This is a genomic window from Saccharopolyspora erythraea, assembly GCF_018141105.1.
Taxonomy (GTDB): Bacteria; Actinomycetota; Actinomycetes; order Mycobacteriales; family Pseudonocardiaceae; genus Saccharopolyspora_D; species Saccharopolyspora_D erythraea_A.
Map to the genome: position 1 here is coordinate 1296948 of NZ_CP054839.1, position 17135 is coordinate 1314082.

Consider the following 17135-nt stretch of genomic DNA (forward strand, 5'->3'; position numbering starts at 1 on the left):
GCGACTGGGCGCGGGGCCGGGTCGGGGCACCCGCCGGGTAGGTGCCCACTGGGCCGGTCCGGTCAGACTCCGAGGTCCTTGCGCAGCCGATCGACGTGGCCGGTGGCCTTGACGTTGTAGAGCGCCTTGGCGATCTTGCCCTCCGGGTCGACGACGAAGGTCGAGCGGATCACGCCCTGCACCGTCTTGCCGTAGTTCTGCTTCTCGCCGAAGGCGCCCCACGCCGTCATGACCGACTTGTCCTGGTCGGCGAGCAGCGGGAAGGTCAGGCCCTCGGCGTCGCGGAACGCCACCAGCTTCTCCGGCTTGTCCGGGGAGATCCCCAGGACGTCGAAGCCGGCGTCGTTGAGCACGGCCAGGCTGTCGCGGAAGTCGCAGGCTTCCTTGGTGCAGCCCGGCGTGCTCGCGGCGGGGTAGAAGTACACGACCACCGAGCGGCCGCGGTAGTCCGACAGGCTGACGGTCTTGCCGTCGGCGTCGGGGAGGGCGAACTCGGGCGCGGTGTCCCCGGCGGAAAGTCGTTGCTGTTCGGTCATGCCCCCGACGCTAGCCGACCGGTCAGGGCCCGAAGACGCCCGTCCCACCGACCGGTCAGGGGCTGAGGACGCCCGTCCCACCGGCCGGTCAGGGCTCGACGACGCCCATCCCGCCGGCCGACTCCATCGGCACGGCGACGCCGGCGGACTCCACCGGCACCGAGTGCGACACCGACACGGGAGGTAGCGGTGTGGACGCCTCCCTGCTGCTCGCCGCGAGGAACCCACCCACCAGGACGCCGGCCACGGCCGAGGCGGTCACGCACATCGCACAGATCGTGTACAGGCGGATGCTCACCGCTGAATCCCTTTCCGAGAAATCGTTTCAATCGAACGGAACGGCGAGGAGGTGACGTCTCTAGAGAGGTCCTGGCCACCTCCGGACAGCTTGAAGATCGAACCAAGCTCGCCGGGCGTTACGCCGTTGCGCCGAAAGAGTTCGACTTGCGGGCCGCGGGCACCGCGCGTAGACGTCAGGGGGGTCCACGCCCGTCGGACGCCGCGGAGGACCGCCATGCCCACAGTCGCCGACCAGTTCATCGAAGTGCTCGTGCAGGCGGGTGTCCGGCGCATCTACGGCATCGTCGGCGACAGCCTGAACCCGGTGGTCGACGCGGTGCGCCGCAGCGGCGACATCGAGTGGGTGCACGTGCGCCACGAGGAGACCGCCGCGTTCGCCGCGGGCGCCGAGGCGCAGCTCACCGGTCGCCTGGCGGTGTGCGCGGGCAGTTGCGGGCCGGGCAACCTGCACCTGATCAACGGGCTTTACGACGCGCACCGCAGTGGGGCGCCGGTGCTCGCGCTCGCCTCGCACATCCCCACGCCGCAGATCGGGACCGCGTTCTTCCAGGAGACCCATCCCGAGCAGATCTTCAGCGAGTGCAGCCACTTCTGCGAGCTGCTGTCGCAGCCGGAGCAGATGCCGCGGCTGCTGCGCAGCGCGATGCAGGCCGCCGCGGGCAGGCGCGGGGTGTCGGTACTGGTGCTGCCGGGTGACATCGCCGAGCGGCAGGTGGCCAACCCCACCGGGACCGGCACCGTCGACTGCGAGCCGCCGACCGTCGTACCGCCCGAGGACCAGATCCGGGAGCTGGCGGACTCGCTGAACCGGGCCGAGCGGGTGATGTTGTTCTGCGGCGCGGGAACGCGCGGCGCCCACAGCGAGGTCATGCGGCTGGCGGGCAAGCTCAACGCGCCGGTCGGGCACGCCCTGCGCGGCAAGGAGTGGATCCAGTACGACAACCCGTTCGACGTCGGGATGAGCGGCCTGCTCGGCTACGGCGCCTGCCACGAGGCGATGCACAAGGCCGACAGGGTCGTGCTGCTGGGCACCGACTTCCCGTACGACAACTTCCTGCCACAGGCCCGGACGGTGCAGGTCGACATCGAGCCCACGCACCTGGGCAGGCGCACGGCGCTGGACTTCGCCGTGCTGGGCGACGTCGGCGAGACGATCCGCGCGGTCCTGCCGCTGGTGCGGCAGAAGACCGACCGCTCGTTCCTGGACCGGATGCTCAAGGAGCACGCGGACCTGCTCGAGCGGGTCGTGGACGCCTACACCCGCAACGTCGAGAACCAGGTGCCGACCCACCCCGAGTACGTCGCCGACATCCTCGACGACGTCGCCGCCGAGGACGCGGTGTTCACAGTGGACACCGGGATGTGCAACGTGTGGGCCGCGCGCTACATCTCGCCCAACGGCAGGCGTCGCGTCCTGGGGTCGTTCGTGCACGGCTCGATGGCCAACGCGCTGCCGCAGGCCATCGGCGCGCAGTGCGCGGACCCGCGGCGCCAGGTGATAGCGATGGCCGGCGACGGCGGGCTGTCGATGCTGCTTGGCGACCTGCTCAGCCTGCGCACGCACCGGCTGCCGGTGAAGGTGGTGGTCTTCAACAACTCGTCGCTGGGCATGGTGAAGCTGGAGATGCTGGTCGACGGGTTGCCCGACTTCGGCACCGACCACGACCAGGTCGACTTCGCCGCGCTGGCCTCGGCCGCGGGAATCCCGGCGGTGCGGGTGGAGAAACCGGGCGAGGTGCGCGACGCGCTGGGGGAGATGCTGCGGCGGCCGGGCCCTGCGCTGGTCGACGTGGTCACCGACCCCAACGCACTGTCGATCCCGCCGCGCATCACCGGAACCCAGGTGAAGGGCTTCGCGCTGGCGGTCAGCCGCACGGTGCTTTCCGGCGGAGTGGGGAAGATGGTGCAGCTCGCTCGGAGCAACCTGCGCAACGTCCCGCGGTGATCCTGTGCCGTGCCGCGGTGACTAGGTCCGATGTGCAGCTTTGAGCCTGGACAACGTTGTGCCGCGGCTGAACCAGTCCGATGTGCCGGGGGTGAACCAGTCCGAGATGTCGGGGTGGATCGGTCCGATGTGTCGGAGTCGAGGCGCCCGATTTCCCGTAGTGACGGAAATTACGGCTGCGCCGTTCGGTTGGTAGCGCTTCGCCGCACGCTTGTTGATCACTTATCGTGCCGTAGTTGGCGAAGGGTGACTCGATGGTGACGCAGGGTTGGCGGGGGTGGACACTGGGATCATGACAGTGAGTCCCACCGTGCGCCGTCGACGCCTCGCCGCGGAGTTGCGCAGGCTCCGGGCCCTGGCCGAGGTCACCCAGCAGCAGGCGGCCGCCCACCTCGGATGTACCCAGGCCAAGATCGGCCGGTTCGAGACCGCGAAGCGCTCGCCGTCGGTCGGCGACGTGTCCGCGCTCCTCGACTTCTACGCCGTGGAGGGAGCTGAAAGGGACCAGCTGATCAACCTCGCCCGCGACGCGCGAAAGCGCGGCTGGTGGCACTCCTACAGCGATGTGCTCCCGGAGTGGTACGAGACCTACGTGGGATTGGAAGCCGAAGCTTCCTCAATTCACACCTACGAGTCCGAGGCCATTCCGGGGCTGCTGCAGACGCCCGAATATGCTTTCGCGTTGACAAAAGCGACACTCATTCGGGCGGACGAGTCGGAGATAACCCGAAGAGTCGATCTGCGGATTAAGCGGCAGCAGCGAGTCACCGGCCCCAACCCGCTGGAGCTGTGGGTCGTGGTGGGCGAGGTGGCGCTGCGGCGCTGCGTCGGTGGCCCGGGCGTGCTGCGCAGGCAGTTGGAGCACGTGCTGAAGCTGGTGGAGCAGCCGAATGTGACGCTGCAGGTGATGCCGCTGGACGCCGGTGCGCATCCGGCGCAGGCTGGTCCATTCGTGATACTGCGCTACTCCAATCATGTGGACCCCGACGTAGTTTATTTGGAAACCCACGTGGGTGGTCTCTACCTCGAAAGGGAGATCGAGCTGTCCAACTACGTGATGATGATGGACCATCTACGCGCACATGCGATAGACCCTGAGGGGTCTATTCAACTCATCAACGAGCGCATAGGAGAGCTGTAGATGGAATACATCACCGACTGGCGCACCAGCACCCGGACCCAGGGTCAGGGGCAGTGCGTCGAGGTCGGATTCGGCGCCCAGCGGGTCGGTGTCCGCGACACCAAGAACCGCGCCGGAGGTCACTTCACGGTGGCTTCCCGGCGGTGGCAGGAGTTCGTCAGCGGGGTGAAGCGCGGGATCTTCGACGCCTGACCGCCGTGGTGGCTCCGCTGTTCGGGGGAGCGGAGCCCTACCCGGACACCGGCGTACGCGCTCCGGCGCTTTGTCTTGGTAGCAACCGGATTCGCCAGATGCGGGCGGGAAGTCGGCCATCGAGCCCACCGATGACGACGTACCGGCGGCGTAAGCCACGTGCCGGATGCACGAACGTCGCAGCAGACTCCGAAAGCGAACGCCGGAACCCGCCGCCGAGCCGATGCGGGTTCCGGCGCAAGGAGCACGAATGTGGAGTCCGGCGAGCGGAGCAACAATGCGCAGTCAGGCGCCGGAAGGTCTTCAGTTGCCAGAGGTTCGCCCCTCGAGGAACGGTTCCAGCAAGCCTGGTACGGCTTCGGCGGCGACGCCGAGACCGTCGGATGTGTGGACGTCGGGCATCTTGTAGGCGCCCGATCCGGCGGCGGTGATGGCCGCGACGGTGACGAGATCCGAACGTCGTTGGAACAGCGACTGCCTGACGCGCCAGCCGATGATTCCGTCGCGCTGCAGGGCCACCGTCCGGCGGACGCCGGTGCCGCGGCGCACGACCAGATAGCGGTCGCCGAGCCGGTGGCCCAGGCTGCGGTATGCGTCGGAGCCCACCGCGAAGGCGACAGCCGCCCCGGCGGCGGCGACCGCGAGCACTGTCCACATCGGTATCCAGCCCAGCGCCGCGAACACCGCGAGTGCTGCGACGAGCGGCAGCAGCGCGAACAGCGCCCACGTGACGCGGCGACGACGGGCCACGCGCGGGTGTGCCCGCAGCTTACCGTTCGCCGGCGGCTCGGCTTCGCGCAGCACGACGGCCGAGACCCGTTGCGCCTCCGCCAGCGGCGCCGGCGGCAGCAACGTCTTGTTCTCGGTTCCCTTGCCGTCCTTCGCCGCGCTCAGGCCGGTCGCGACCGCGTTCGTGCGGGCACCGCCCGCCCAGCGCAGCACCAGCGGTTCGGAGATCTCGACACCGCGCAGCCTGCCCTCCTCGAGCGAGACCGAGCGGGTGGTGAGCAGACCGCGACGCACCCGCAGCGTCGTGTCGTGCTCGCGGGTCAGCCGGAAGCCCCACCACATCTCGACCGACAGCAGCAGCGCACCGAGCATGCCGGTGGCCAGCGCCACCAGCGCACCGCCGCTGATCGTCATCCACAGCGGGAACCGCTCCAGCTGCTCGAGGATGGTCTGGAACACGCCGAACTCGACGAGCACTTCGCGGAACGACCCGAACGCCGAGGCGATCGCACCCCAGACGATGGCGGCGAGCGACACCGTCAGCGCGCCGTAGCCCAGCCACGCCGGGTTGAGCGCGGCGAGCAGGCCGTCGGTCACCTGCGCGGTGGGCGAGGCCGTCGACTGGCGCTGCGGCGAGTGCAGTAGTTCCCGTCGCAGGGCCTCCGCGCGGTGCACCGGGATGGCGTCCAGCTTCAGCTCGGCGTTCTCCCCGCTGGACTGCCCGGTGCCGATCTTGACCACGGCGAGGCGGAACACGCGGTGGACGGGATCGGAGGTGAGGTCGACCGCGCGGATGCGGTCCCGCGGGATCCAGCGGTGGCTGCGCGACAGGACGCCCTTGCGCAGTTCGAACCGCTCGTCGGTCACCCGGTACGAGGTGACGTACCAGTCGTAGGCGGCGCCGCCGCAGAGCAGCAAGGCGATGGCGACCCAGATTCCAGCGGTGGTCAGCAGCGCTCCCGCACTCGCCCGGGACACCAGCATGACCGCCAGGGTCGGGATCAGCGGGGCCAGCACGAGGATCACGGTGACGAACACCGTTCTGGCGTCGAGCCGGTGCCACGCGGCGGTGAGGTCGTCGGGGCTACCCGACTGCGTTGACGACGTCGGCTGCTGGGGCGTGGCCGAGCGGTGCGAGGGCGGAGAGTGGTCGTGGTCCGCGGGTGTCATGTCGCATCACCCGGCGTCGCCTGGGTTGTGGCGGTGAGCTGCTGGACGAGGTCTACGGCGACCTGGCGGTCGAGACCTTCGATGGTGAGCGGCCCGGCCGCGGACGCGGTGGTGACGGTGACGCTGGAGAGGTCGAACATCTGCTGGAGCGGCCCGCGCACGGTGTCCACGGTCTGGATGCGGGACATCGGCGCGACCCGCCATTCCTGGCTGATCCAGCCCGCGGCCGTGTAGACGGCGTCGTCGGTGGTCTCCCAGCGATGCACCCGGTAGCGCCACCTGGGCATCACGAGCACGTACGCGATGCCCAGGACGGCGACGACCGCCAGCGCCAGCAGGAGCCAGAAGCGGGCAGGCGTGATGAAGAAGGCAGCGACCGCGAGGGCCACCACCGGCACGGCGACCGCCAGCAGCGCCTGCACGGTCCAGCAGGAGACGGCACGTCGGTCGACGCGATGGCGGGGCGGGCGCAGCCGCAGTTCTCCGGCTTGCCCGGTCGGTTCGGCGGTCACCATGGCCTACTTTCTCGTGGTTTCTCAGGTCATTGTTGCAGCGGGAGGCGGGCGTTCACCGTGGTTCACGTACACGAGCCCGGGTGGACAGACGCCGCAGCGTCTGGCGCGGGCGACTTGCCAGTGCCCGCCGGAGGTGGCACCGGGCTCCACAGCTCCGGTACAGCCGGAGCGATATGCCGACCGGCCGTTGGACGTAGGCGGTCGGGTCGCACCCCCTGAACCGACCCGACCGCCCAATCCCACCCCCGCTTGAGGACCCGCCCCGGCTCCAGCAGGAGCTGGAGTGGAGCGCCCGCCAGGGAACGTCGGAACACAGGTGTGGCGCCGAACCACGTCCCGCGGCGCATGCATCCGGTACCGGCAGCGGGGACGGAAGTCACAAGTGACGCAGCCTTGGCCAGATGACCTCCCAACGCTCCTGCTTCCCGGTGAGCAGCCACACGGGCTGTTCGCCGGACCCGACCTGTTCCACCCGGGCGAAGTACCGGGGCAAACCGCCGAGGTCGGAGCCGACGTAGAGCACGTGTTCGGTTTCCTCACCCGGAGGGTCGAAGTAGCCGTAGCCGCGGTGGAGGCTGTAGGTGTTCGGCAGCCCGGCATGCGTTCCGCTCACGTCGAGGATGGCGGCCTGGATGTAGGTCTTGCCCAGGATCGCGGTGCGCGACCGCATCTCCGCAGGTAGCGACTGGTACGCGGCGGCGGTCTCCTTCGTCAGGTCGCCGGCCAGGCCGAACTGGGCCCACGCCTGCGCGGAGAACGCCGACACCATGGCGATGGCGCAGGCGCCGGCGGCCGACAGCGCGAACGCGGGCCACGCCACCCACCGCAGCCGCGTGCGCCCGCGCTCCCGACGGCGCTGGAGTCCGACCGCGCCCGCCGCGAGCGCGACTCCGTAGATGCTGACCAGGTAGTACGGGCGGGCCGCGGTGGCGAGGAACAGCACGTACAGCAGCACGACCGACACGCCGAAGAACCGGTACGCGCGCAGCTCGGCGGCGGTGAGCAGCCGCCACACCCCGAAGCACAGGAGGAAGGCACCGGCGACCCCGGCGAACAGCACCATGTTGCGCGCGGTGCCGATCCTGCCACCGGAAAGCATCGGCGACTCGCTCACGACGGCGCCCGCCATCCGCAACTGCGGCCAGTCGTGGGCCGCCTGCCACAGCAGGGTGGGGAACGCGACCAGCAGCGCGATACCGACGCCCGCCCACAGCATCGGCCGGCGCAGCAGGCTTCGGGGGCCGAACACGAGGACCGAGCAGAGCAGGGCCGCCGCGAAGGCGAAGACCTGGAACTTCGTCTGCGCCGCGACTCCGGCCGCGCCACCCAGCGCGAGCAGCAGCCGGTCGTCGGCGCGTCCCTCGCCGTGCAGCCGGACCCAGCGGACGAGTAGCCAGCTCATCAGCAGCCACAGCGGTGGCTCGAGGGTGTAGGGCGTCACCCAGTGCCCGACGAACGCGGCCCAAAGCCCGGTCGCGGCGGCGGCCGCGGCGATGACCTGCGCCCTGCGGTCGGCACCGAGCTCGCGCGCGATCAACGCGGTGAGCACGACCGTGGCCGCGGACGCCAGCGCGGCGGGCAGCCGCAGCAGCGGCAGCCAGTCCGGCGCGATCCAGTCCATCGCGCGGGCGAGCAGCGGAGCGACCGGTGGCTGGTCGGCATACCCCCAGTCCGGGTGGTACCTGCCCACGGCGAGCATGTAGACCTCGTCGATCCAGTAGCCGCCGAACGGGCTGATCGCCACGTGGACGGCCGCGACCACCGCCGCGATCGAGAGCACCGGCCACCAGCCCGGCGGCCACAGCCGCGCGTGCGCCGGTGGCGAGGTGCCGGGCTCGCCGGGAGTGGCCGCCGGCTCCACCGTCGTCTGGTTCATCTGTCCCCCAGTCGTCGAAAGGTCGCTTCCGATCAAACCGTCGCGGGAGATGCCTCTGCTACGGCGCAACGTCGTGACCTGGGGCGTCGAAGGTCTGCATTCCGCGAACGGACTGCGACTTTCGTAGTGAGATGGCGGTCCGGAAGGAGCGTTTCCGGCGGTCAGCGCCCCACGCCGGACTACCGTGTGCCATGTGAAGCGCCCCCTCTGGCGGCTGCTCTGGAACTCCAGGCGCGAGGCCGTTTTCGACATCGCCCTCGTCGCCGCCCTGGAGGTGGTCGGGCGGCTGCTGCTGCACCTGTTCCCCGAACAGATCCCCCCGCAGAGCTACGAGTGGATCGGCGGCCGGGACGTCAGTGCCGTGCTGACGGACCTGACGTGCCTCCTGCTGCTGGCCAGGCGCCGGTTTCCGCTGCTGCTGATGTCCTTCTTCAGTGCTCTGACGCTGGCGCAGGTGCTGCTCGTGAGCTACGGACCGGGGCCGCTGCTGCCGCTGAACGACTACGCGGACCCGTGGATCCCGGGCGAGCTGCCGTGCGTGGTCTACGGCGTCGTCGTCTACCCGGCCACCAGGTTGAAGCGGCTGGTGGGCTGGAACCTCATCGCGCTGGTGATCTTCCTGGCGGCCAGGCTCTGGAACGACCCGCCGGTGGAGCTGCTCGCCAGCGCGTTCCTGCTCACGGCCTTCCCCGCCGTACTGGGCCTCTACGTCGGGGCCCGCCGCAGGCTGGAGGGAGCCCTGCGCGACCGGGCCGAACGCGCCGAACGGGAGCAGCACCTGCTCGCCGAGCAGGCCAGGGCCGACGAGCGGGCGAGGCTCGCGGCGGAGATGCACGACGTCGTCACGCACCGGGTGAGCCTGATGGTGCTGCAGGCAGGGGCGCTGGGGGTCGCGGCCAAGGACGGGCAGACCCGGGAGGCCGCCGAGCAACTGCGCGCCAGCGGCTGTGAGGCGCTCGCCGAGCTGCGTGACCTGGTCGGGGTGCTGCGCCGGGCGCCGGAGGAGGAGCCCGAGTACGAGGATCCGGAGACGACCGCGGTGCCCGACCTCGCCGACCTGATCAGCCGCTCGGAGGCGGCCGGGGTACCCGTCGAGCTGGTCGAGGAGGGCGACTACGCCCGCGTTTCCCCCGCGGTCGGCCGCACCGCGCACCGCGTCGTGCAGGAAGCGCTGACCAACGTCTACAAGCACGCCCCCGGCTCGCAGGTTCGGGTCGACGCCGTCTACGGCGAGCGGGTGCGGCTGACAGTCCGCAACACCGCATCGCCGCACCAGCCCAGCGCCGATCTGGCGGGCAGCGGCTCGGGCACTGGGCTGCTCGGGCTGCGCCAGCGGGTCGACCTGGTGGGTGGCACGTTGCGGGCGGGCGCGATGGCCGACGGCGGGTTCCAGGTCGATGTGATACTGCCGGCGTACGTGCCGACCGCGGAGGCCGCCGATGAGTGATCCGATCCGCGTCGTCGTGGTCGACGACGAGCCGATGGTGTGCGCGCACCTGCGCACGATCCTCGGCTCGGCGGAGGACGTCGAGGTCGTCGGGGACGCGCAGGACGGCGCCGCCGGGGTCGAGGCGGTGGTCCGGCTGCGGCCCCGCGTCGTGCTCATGGACCTGCGGATGCCCGGCGTCGACGGCCTCACCGCGATCGAGCGGATCGCCCAGCTTCCCGAGGCACCGGCCGTGGTGGCGCTGACGACCTTCGACGCCGACCAGTACGTGCTCCGCGCGCTGCGGGCAGGCGCGTCCGGGTTCCTGGTCAAGTCGACGCCGCCGGAAGACCTGATCGGCCTGGTGCGAGTCGCCGCGGACGGCCACACCGTGCTCTCGCCCGAAGCGACCCGCAGGCTGGTGGCCGCGTCGGCCGACGAGCACGGCCAGCGCGCGAGCGCCCTGGTCAGCGACCTCACCGAGCGCGAGCGGGAGGTGCTGGCGTGCCTGGGGGAGGGGCTCTCCAACGCGCAGATCGCCGAACGGCTGTTCCTCTCGGAGGCGACTGTGAAGGGGCACGTGTCGCGGACCATGACGAAGCTGCGCTGCACCAACCGCACGCAGGCGGGCCTGCTGGCGTACGACGCGGGGCTCGTGTCGCGCTGAGGGTCGAGTAGCTCGTCCACTTCGGACTCTGGTGGTCGGACCAGGTGGCCGTTCGCGGGCGGTGCCCGCAGGGATGGTCAAATGCCTGCTCACGCGCGGTGCGCGGCGAATCGGGATGGCGGTGATGAGCGGCCCGCGGCCGTCCGGCTCATTTCGGAATGCGGAAGAATGACCCGTCCGAAGGTTGTAGTCCGACCAGTTCAATGATCCAGTCGGGCGGCTCGGCCGAACGGCTCTGGAATATTCCATCCGGGATCAGATAGACCGGAAGTGGCACGTTCCCACGTGTGGCTGTCGGGGCCTCGGGAACGTGCCTGCCGCGGTACGGGGACCGCGGCCAACCCGCGGTCGGCGCGAACGGCAGCGGATTGGAGGTGTCTCCGGTGCGATCGGGGCGCGCCGGAGACACCTCTGAGCGGGCGGAAAGCGTTCGCTCCCACCCGGCTTCTGGTCGCGGTTGCTCCGGCTCGGGTGGTGCAAATGCCCGCCTCGGCTCCGGTGACGATCGCGCCCGCTCCGGCTCGGGTGGTGCTCGTGTCCGCTCTGGCTCGGGTGGTGTTGACGCCTGCTTCGGCTCGGGTGACGCTTGCGCCTCGGATCGGCGGTGCTTGCGCTGGAGCGGGGCGCTGCATCGCGTGCGTGCCGCTGGTGCTTGCCGCAGAGCAGTGCTTTCGCGCGGCTTCGAATCCGAACGCTCCTACTTTGGACTTAGCGGTCGCTTTCCGATGCGCGCGAATGGCTTCTGCGCGAGGCGGGAATCGCGGCCGCTCCGCGGTAGATGTGTGGCGGCGCCGGAGTAGTCCGCATGGGCGCACTTGGGCCGATGCCGTTCCCTGCCCGACCGTTACTTTCCGCCGTCCCGCAACAGGTTTCCGGTTGTGTCCCGCCGCTGGTAACACTCGCGCGCGACGTCTCCGGCCAGTGTGGCGAACTGCGCTTTTTATGGCTTATCTACTGGTAAACGGCAATTTTTCGAGCTTTTGGCCGCCGTGTCCCGCCGATTATGGTTCGGTCGATCGGTTGCTGTGCGTAGCAGCCTCCGCAGGTTCTGGGGCCCCGGTGCGGGATGGGTTCCGGGGCACGACAGACAAGGAGAGCACCATGATCCGTGGCTCACGTCGGTTGGCCCGGCTGGCCGGGGTTACCGCAGTCGCCCTCTCGGCGTTCGCCGCGGCGTCGGTCGCCAACGCGACGCCGGCGCCGCCCTCGGACGACCTCGGTACCTTCATCGTCGGCGGCGAGGACGCCAACGTCGGGGACCACCCGTTCACCGTCGCGCTGGTGACCCCGGACGGGCAGCAGTTCTGCGGCGGCACCCTCGCGGCCCCGAACAAGGTCGTCACCGCCGCGCACTGCACCGTCGGTTCGCAGCCCGCCGACATCAACGTCGTCAGCGGCCGGACCGTGATGAGCTCCAGCGAGGGCACCGTCTCCAAGGTCACCAACGTCTGGGTGCACCCCGAGTACCAGGACGCCGCGCAGGGCTTCGACGTCTCGGTGCTGACGCTGGAGGCCCCGGTCCAGGAGGCCCCGATCGAGCTGGCCAAGGCCGACGACGCGGGCTACGCGCCGGACACCCAGGCCACCATCCTCGGCTGGGGCAACACCAGCGAGGGCGGCCAGCAGGCCGACCACCTGCAGAAGGCGACCGTCCCGGTCAGTTCGGACGACACCTGCAAGCAGGCCTACGGCGAGTACAACCCCGACGCCATGGTCTGCGCCGGTGTGCCGGAAGGCGGCGTGGACACCTGCCAGGGTGACTCGGGCGGCCCGATGGTCGTCGACAACAAGCTGATCGGCGTCACCTCCTGGGGCGAGGGCTGCGCCCGTCCGGGCAAGCCCGGCGTGTACGCCCGCGTCGGCGCGTACTACGACGTGCTGATGGAGCAGATCAACGCCGGTGCGGTCAGCGCTCGCTGATCTGGACCGCGTGCGGGGCGGGCCTTGCGGGGTCCGCCCCTTTCTGCTGTCCGGGGCCGGAATCAGCGATCGCGGAGCGAATTTTCCCGGCAGCGCGAACGCCCGTTGCTGCGAAACGCAGTTCAGCAGTCACCGCTGCGCGGCGTCGTACCTGCGGAGGCCGTCGTGGATGAGCCACTGGCCGAGCGTGTAGGTGGCCATCACGCCCGCGTCGGCGGCGCGGTGCCACTTCTCGGCCAGCGCGAAGCGGGCGAGCGCGAGCAGCGTGTCGGACGCGACGAACGTCGCCGCGCCGACCACCACCCGGCCGGATCCGGGACCGCGCAGCGCCGTCGCCGTCGCGGCCATCGTGCCGATGGTGACCGCGTACGCCTGCACCGGGCGGCGCAGCGGACCGGCCATCCTGCCGAAGGTCCGCATGGTGACCGCCGTGCACGCCGCTACCGGGAGCACGTGCAGCAGCTTCGGCCTGCCACCGCGGGCGGCGAAGCTGCCCGCGTACGCGACGTGGGCGCCGAGGAATGAGCCGAGGCCCACGAGGAAGGCGCGGTCGTCGTCGCGCAGCAGGGCGATGTCACCCGCCCACGACCCGGCGAGTCCGAGCAGCGGTCCCGTCGCGCCCGGGCGTTGCTCGGCGGCCAGCACCGGCATCAGCGCGGTCTTGGTGACCCGCCGCGCACGCGACCTGCCCAGCAGCGCCATTGCGGTATCGGTCGCGGCCGCCAGCGCGAACAGTCCCCGCACCTCGCATCGCCTCCTCCGGTCGGGATCGCGGTCGAGCCTACGCGGGCTGCCGGCCGCGGACGGGCATCGCAGCAGAAGCCCAGCACGCCAACGCACCGGCCCGTTTCGGCCGCCAAGACACGGAATCTGACCCCGTTCGGCCGTCACGCCACCGCATCTGCCCCGTTCGGCCGCCAGGACACGGCCGCCGCCCCATTCGGCCGCCGCACCACAGCCTCAAGTTGTCGCACCACAGCCCCGGGCAGGCGCACCACAGCGCGGCCACGCGGACGCTGCGGCCCGCGACACGACACCGGAACCCGCACGAAATTCGCCGCAAACCGATCACGATCGGTCGTCACAACCCCGCGCTTTCGGACCATCACTCCACGCGATCCGGCGCGTAATCTCCGACCGGAGAGCCAACCAGGAGGTGTCATGCCCCTTTCGCTTCCGGTCATCTCGACAGAGGTGCGCCAGGCGCTGGACGCGGGACGTCCGGTGGTGGCGCTGGAGTCGACGATCGTCACCCACGGCCTGCCCCGCCCGCGCAACCTCGCGGTCGCCCTCGACGCCGAGCGGCAGTTGCGGGACTCCGGGGTGGTGCCGGCGACGATCGGGGTGGTCGCCGGGACCCCGACCGTCGGCCTCACCGGGGAGCAGATCGAGGAGCTGGCCGCCGACGAGGCAGCGGTCAAGATCAGCACGCGGGACCTGCCGGTCGCGGTCGCCCGGGGCACCAGCGGCGGCACGACGGTCGCCGCGACGGCTTTCCTGGCGCGCAAGGCCGGCATCCGGGTGTTCTCGACCGGCGGTCTGGGCGGCGTGCACCACGGCGCGGCGACCACCTTCGACGAGTCCGCCGACCTGGTGACGCTGGCATCGACACCGCTGGTGCTGGTCAGCGCGGGTGCGAAGTCCATCCTGGACCTCGCCGCGACGCTGGAACGGCTGGAGACGCTGAACATCCCGGTGGTCGGCTACCGGACGCGGCGCTTCCCGGGGTTCTACGTCGCCGACTCCGGACACGACCTGGAGCACTCGGTCGACACCCCGCAGGAGGTCGCGGAGCTGGCCGAGGCGCGCGACGCGCTGGAGCTGCGATCGGCGCTGCTGGTGGCCAACCCCATCCCTCCCGAGCGACAGCTCGATCCGGAGCTGCACCGGCGGGTGCTGGCCGAGGCGTGGGAGGAGGCGGAGCGGCAGGGCATCAGCGGGCACGACTCCACGCCGTTCCTGCTCGACCACATCCGGCGGGCCACCGGCGACCGCAGCCTCGAGGTCAACATCGACGTCTACCACAACAACATCGCGCTGGGGGCGTCGATCGCGCGGGCGATGGCGGGCTGACCACGATGCTCGGAGTGCTGGGCGACCTGGTCGAGGACGTCGTGGTCTGGCTGAACGAGCCGATCAGGGAGACCACCGACACCGACGTGGAGCTGTTCCGGACCCGCGGTGGCAGCGCGGCCAACGTGGCGGCGTTCGCCGCGGACCGGTACCCGACCCGGTTCCTGGGCTGCGTGGGGGCCGACCCGACCGGCGACCGGCTCGTCGCCGAGCTGGCGACCGGCGGCGTCGAGGTGCGCGTGCAGCGGCGGGGCACCACCGGCACCGTCGTGGTCCTGATCGACCAGCACGGTGAGCGCACCATGCTCCCGCACCGCGGGGCGAGCGGCCTGCTGACCGAGATCGACCAGTCGTGGGCGGCCGGCCTGGAGCACCTGCACCTCACCGCGTACTCGTTCACGACCGAGCCGATGCGCTCGGCGGTCGTCGAGTTCGCGCGGCGGCTCCGCGGGCGGGGTGCGACGGTGTCGCTCGACGCTTCGTCGACCGGGCTGCTGCGCCGCTACGGCCCGGGCCGCTTCCGCGAACTGGTCGCCGAGCTGCGCCCGCGCTTCCTGCTCGCCAACCGGGCCGAGGCAGAAGTGCTCGATCTGCCGGAGCGCGCCTGCCGTGACGTGGTGGTAGTGGTGAAGGACGGCGGTCGCCCCACCACCGTGTTCGCACCGGACGAGCCAGCGGTCGAGGTGGACGTGCCACCGGTGCCCATGGTCCGCGACCTCACCGGAGCGGGCGACGCTTTCGCGGCGGGATTCCTGACCGCCTGGCTGCTCGGCGCCGACCCGCGCGCCGCCTGCGTCGAGGGGCACGCCGTCGCGCGCAAGGTGCTCACGACGCCAGGGGCGGGAGGAACCCGATGACGATCCCGGTGGTGCTGGACTGCGACCCCGGCCACGACGACGCGATCGCGATCCTGCTGGCGGGCGCCTCGGACGCGCTGGACCTGCGGGCCGTGACCACCGTAGGTGGCAACCAGTCGCTGGAGAAGATCACGCTCAACGCCTGCCGGGTCCTCACCGTGGCCGGGCTGGCCGAAGTGCCGCTGGCCGCCGGTGCGGCCAAGCCACTGACGCGCCCGCTGCGGGTCGCGGCCGACGTCCACGGCGAGTCGGGGCTCGACGGCCCGGAGTGGCCCGAGCCCACCGCGCGGCCGTTGGAACTCGGCGCGGTGGAGCTGTTGCGCCGCACGATCATCGAGTCGGCCGAGCCGGTGGCGCTCATCGCGACGGGTCCGCTGACCAACGTGGCGACGCTGCTGCTGGCGCACCCGGAGGTCGCGGGCCGGATCCGGGAGATCTCGTGGATGGGCGGCAGCGCGGGCCGCGGCAACGTGACCCCGCTGGTGGAGTTCAACGCCTCCACCGATCCGGAGGCGGCGCGCATCGTGTTCGGCTCGGGGCTGCCGCTGACGATGTGCGGGCTCGACGTGACGCACCAGGCGCTGGTGACGCCGGCGATCGTCGACCGGCTGCGGGCGCTCGGCACGGCTGTCGGCGACATGTCGGTGGAGCTGATGCGGTTCTTCGCGGCCACCTACCGCGAGCTGTTCGGGTTCGAGGGGCCGCCGCTGCACGATCCGGTCGCCGTCGCGCGGGTGGTCGACCCGACGCTGGTGCGCGCCCAGCGGGTCAACGTCGAGATCGAGACCCGGGGCGACTGGACGGCCGGTGCCACCGTGGTCGACCTCGCCGGGCGCACCGGGCGGGAGGCCAACGCCGACGTCGCGCTGGAACTCGACGTCGAGCGGTTCTGGGACCTGGTCGTGGGGGCGATCGCGGTCTACGGGTGAGATCCGGGCGTGCACTGTACGGTTCGAAACCAGCGGGTGTTCGTGCCCGGGACAGGAGGCAGGACAGCGTGATGGCGGAGTCGACCTCCCCCGAACAGGCGGGCACGGGACAGACCGTGGTGAAGTCGGCCGACCGCGCGCTGGGGATCCTGGAGCTGCTGTCTAGGGGCAGGCACCGGCTCAGCGACATCGCCGAGAACCTGCACCTGCCGCTCTCCAGCGTCCACGGCCTGCTCGGCACCCTGGTCCTGCGCGGTTTCGCCGAGTTCGACCCGACCACCCGGACCTACGGGCTGGGACTCAAGGCGTGGACGGTCGGCCAGGGCTACACCGGGCACCGCGACATCGTGGGCATCGCCCTGCCGCTGATGGAGCGGCTGGCCCAGGAGACCGGCGAGACCATCCAGCTCTCCCGCCTGGACGGGACCGAGAACGTCTACATCGCCATCGCCGAGTCGCCGCAGCCGATGAAGCTGGTTTCGGCGGTGGGGATGCGGTTGCCCGCGCACGCCGTGGGGCTCGGCAAGGCGCTGCTGTCGGGTCTGACCGAGGACGACCTGCGGCGCCGCTACGCGGGGCTGGAGCTGCAGCGGTTCACCGCGCACACCGTCCGGGAGCTGCCGGAGCTGCTGGCCGAGATCGAGCGGAGCAGGCAGCGCGGCTACGCCGTCGACGACGAGGAGTACATCATCGGCTGCCGCTGCGTGGCGATGCCGGTCCGCGACCACTCGGGCGACGTCGTCGCGGCGATGTCGGTGTCGGCTCCCACCCCGCGCTGCGGCCCGGACTGGGCGGAGAAGACCCGCGCCCCGCTGTCGGCCGTCGTCGACAGCGTCGAGCAGCAGCTCCGCCGGTAGAA

General features: G+C 71.0%; 16 protein-coding genes. 10 read left to right on the plus strand and 6 right to left on the minus strand.

Annotation, left to right across the window (positions count from 1 at the left end; all coding sequences use genetic code 11):
• Positions 1-62 precede the first annotated feature (62 nt).
• A complete protein-coding gene (gene bcp / locus HUO13_RS05985; protein WP_009945452.1) occupies positions 63-536 on the minus strand; it encodes a thioredoxin-dependent thiol peroxidase in 474 nt (157 codons plus the stop codon).
• 88 nt (positions 537-624) lie between these two features.
• Entirely contained in the window at positions 625-834 is a 210-nt protein-coding gene (locus HUO13_RS05990) for a hypothetical protein (protein ID WP_211900470.1), read from the minus strand.
• A gap of 216 nt (positions 835-1050) precedes the next feature.
• Between HUO13_RS05990 and HUO13_RS05995 the strand changes: the two genes are divergently transcribed.
• The 3 genes from HUO13_RS05995 to HUO13_RS06005 all read left to right on the plus strand — a co-directional run bounded on the left by HUO13_RS05995 (position 1051) and on the right by HUO13_RS06005 (position 4114).
• A complete protein-coding gene (locus HUO13_RS05995; RefSeq protein WP_211900471.1) occupies positions 1051-2781 on the plus strand; it encodes a pyruvate dehydrogenase in 1731 nt (576 codons plus the stop codon).
• A 292-nt stretch (positions 2782-3073) separates the two neighbouring features.
• Positions 3074-3922: a helix-turn-helix domain-containing protein gene (locus HUO13_RS06000; protein WP_031334153.1), complete on the plus strand. Its 849-nt coding sequence runs from the start codon at positions 3074-3076 to the stop codon at positions 3920-3922.
• Entirely contained in the window at positions 3923-4114 is a 192-nt protein-coding gene (locus HUO13_RS06005) for a DUF397 domain-containing protein (protein ID WP_009945448.1), read from the plus strand.
• 303 nt (positions 4115-4417) lie between these two features.
• Here the strand turns inward: HUO13_RS06005 and HUO13_RS06010 are convergent, their stop codons facing one another.
• From HUO13_RS06010 to HUO13_RS06020, 3 genes are all read right to left on the minus strand, one after another.
• Positions 4418-6013 carry a PH domain-containing protein gene (locus HUO13_RS06010; protein WP_211900472.1) on the minus strand — a complete coding sequence of 532 codons (1596 nt, stop codon included), beginning with the start codon at positions 6011-6013 and terminating at the stop codon, positions 4418-4420.
• Positions 6010-6528 (minus strand): PH domain-containing protein, encoded by a 519-nt coding sequence (locus HUO13_RS06015; protein WP_211900473.1) that lies wholly within the window; start codon positions 6526-6528, stop codon positions 6010-6012. Before HUO13_RS06015 ends, HUO13_RS06010 begins: the two co-directional genes overlap by 4 nt.
• A gap of 376 nt (positions 6529-6904) precedes the next feature.
• A complete protein-coding gene (locus HUO13_RS06020; RefSeq protein ID WP_211900474.1) occupies positions 6905-8404 on the minus strand; it encodes a glycosyltransferase family 39 protein in 1500 nt (499 codons plus the stop codon).
• A gap of 193 nt (positions 8405-8597) precedes the next feature.
• On the opposite strand from HUO13_RS06020, the gene HUO13_RS06025 reads away from it, so the two are divergent.
• From HUO13_RS06025 to HUO13_RS06035, 3 genes are all read left to right on the plus strand, one after another.
• Positions 8598-9851, plus strand: a complete 1254-nt coding sequence (locus tag HUO13_RS06025) for a sensor histidine kinase (protein ID WP_211900475.1) — start codon at positions 8598-8600, stop codon at positions 9849-9851.
• Positions 9844-10497, plus strand: coding sequence for a response regulator (locus HUO13_RS06030; RefSeq protein ID WP_211900476.1), 654 nt, complete (start codon positions 9844-9846; stop codon positions 10495-10497). The genes HUO13_RS06025 and HUO13_RS06030 overlap by 8 nt, the downstream gene beginning before the upstream one ends.
• A gap of 1101 nt (positions 10498-11598) precedes the next feature.
• Positions 11599-12417: a S1 family peptidase gene (locus tag HUO13_RS06035; protein WP_211900477.1), complete on the plus strand. Its 819-nt coding sequence runs from the start codon at positions 11599-11601 to the stop codon at positions 12415-12417.
• A 129-nt stretch (positions 12418-12546) separates the two neighbouring features.
• Here the strand turns inward: HUO13_RS06035 and HUO13_RS06040 are convergent, their stop codons facing one another.
• On the minus strand, positions 12547-13161 hold the full coding sequence (locus HUO13_RS06040; protein ID WP_211900478.1) for a lysoplasmalogenase: 615 nt from the start codon (positions 13159-13161) through the stop codon (positions 12547-12549).
• A 417-nt stretch (positions 13162-13578) separates the two neighbouring features.
• On the opposite strand from HUO13_RS06040, the gene HUO13_RS06045 reads away from it, so the two are divergent.
• The 4 genes from HUO13_RS06045 (at position 13579) to HUO13_RS06060 (ending at position 17133) form a co-directional block, all read left to right on the plus strand.
• A complete protein-coding gene (locus HUO13_RS06045; protein WP_211900479.1) occupies positions 13579-14490 on the plus strand; it encodes a pseudouridine-5'-phosphate glycosidase in 912 nt (303 codons plus the stop codon).
• A gap of 5 nt (positions 14491-14495) precedes the next feature.
• Positions 14496-15347, plus strand: a complete 852-nt coding sequence (locus HUO13_RS06050; RefSeq protein ID WP_211900480.1) for a carbohydrate kinase family protein — start codon at positions 14496-14498, stop codon at positions 15345-15347.
• A complete protein-coding gene (locus tag HUO13_RS06055) occupies positions 15344-16276 on the plus strand; it encodes a nucleoside hydrolase (RefSeq protein ID WP_211900481.1) in 933 nt (310 codons plus the stop codon). Before HUO13_RS06050 ends, HUO13_RS06055 begins: the two co-directional genes overlap by 4 nt.
• A gap of 71 nt (positions 16277-16347) precedes the next feature.
• The gene (locus HUO13_RS06060) at positions 16348-17133 is read left to right on the plus strand and encodes an IclR family transcriptional regulator (RefSeq protein ID WP_211900482.1); all 786 of its coding nucleotides are present in this window, start codon (positions 16348-16350) and stop codon (positions 17131-17133) included.
• The last annotated feature ends 2 nt before the right edge of the window (positions 17134-17135 follow it).